The sequence below is a fragment of the Pseudoalteromonas sp. S1610 genome (assembly GCF_005887465.1).
Classification (GTDB): Bacteria; Pseudomonadota; Gammaproteobacteria; order Enterobacterales; family Alteromonadaceae; genus Pseudoalteromonas; species Pseudoalteromonas undina.
Genome location: NZ_PNDI01000122.1, coordinates 1 through 263, shown reverse-complemented (window position 1 = coordinate 263; position 263 = coordinate 1). Strand labels below are relative to the sequence as shown.

The following is a 263-nucleotide window of genomic DNA, read 5'->3' as shown; positions in this document are numbered from 1 at the left end:
AATCGTGGCAGGTAAAACCGATATCGGATACAAAGTACTGATTTAACACTCTCATTTTGGTGTTGTATTTTACAACATGGTATTTAAAATCCTATTTGTTGGTCAAAAGCTCAAAGGGTTTATTCAAAAAGTCCGTGAAGACGGAAAAATTGACGTCATACTTGAAAAGCCAGGAATGGGTAAAGTCAGTGAACTTGGCGAAAAAATTAAGGAAAAACTAAAAGATGAACGTGGCATATTAGCCATAGGCGATAAGTCTGAAC

At 36.1% G+C, this 263-nt stretch carries 1 pseudogene; it reads left to right on the top strand.

The window, feature by feature from the left end:
• Positions 1 to 263 (top strand): annotated as a pseudogene (locus CWB77_RS18055) (GntR family transcriptional regulator); the annotation flags it as partial.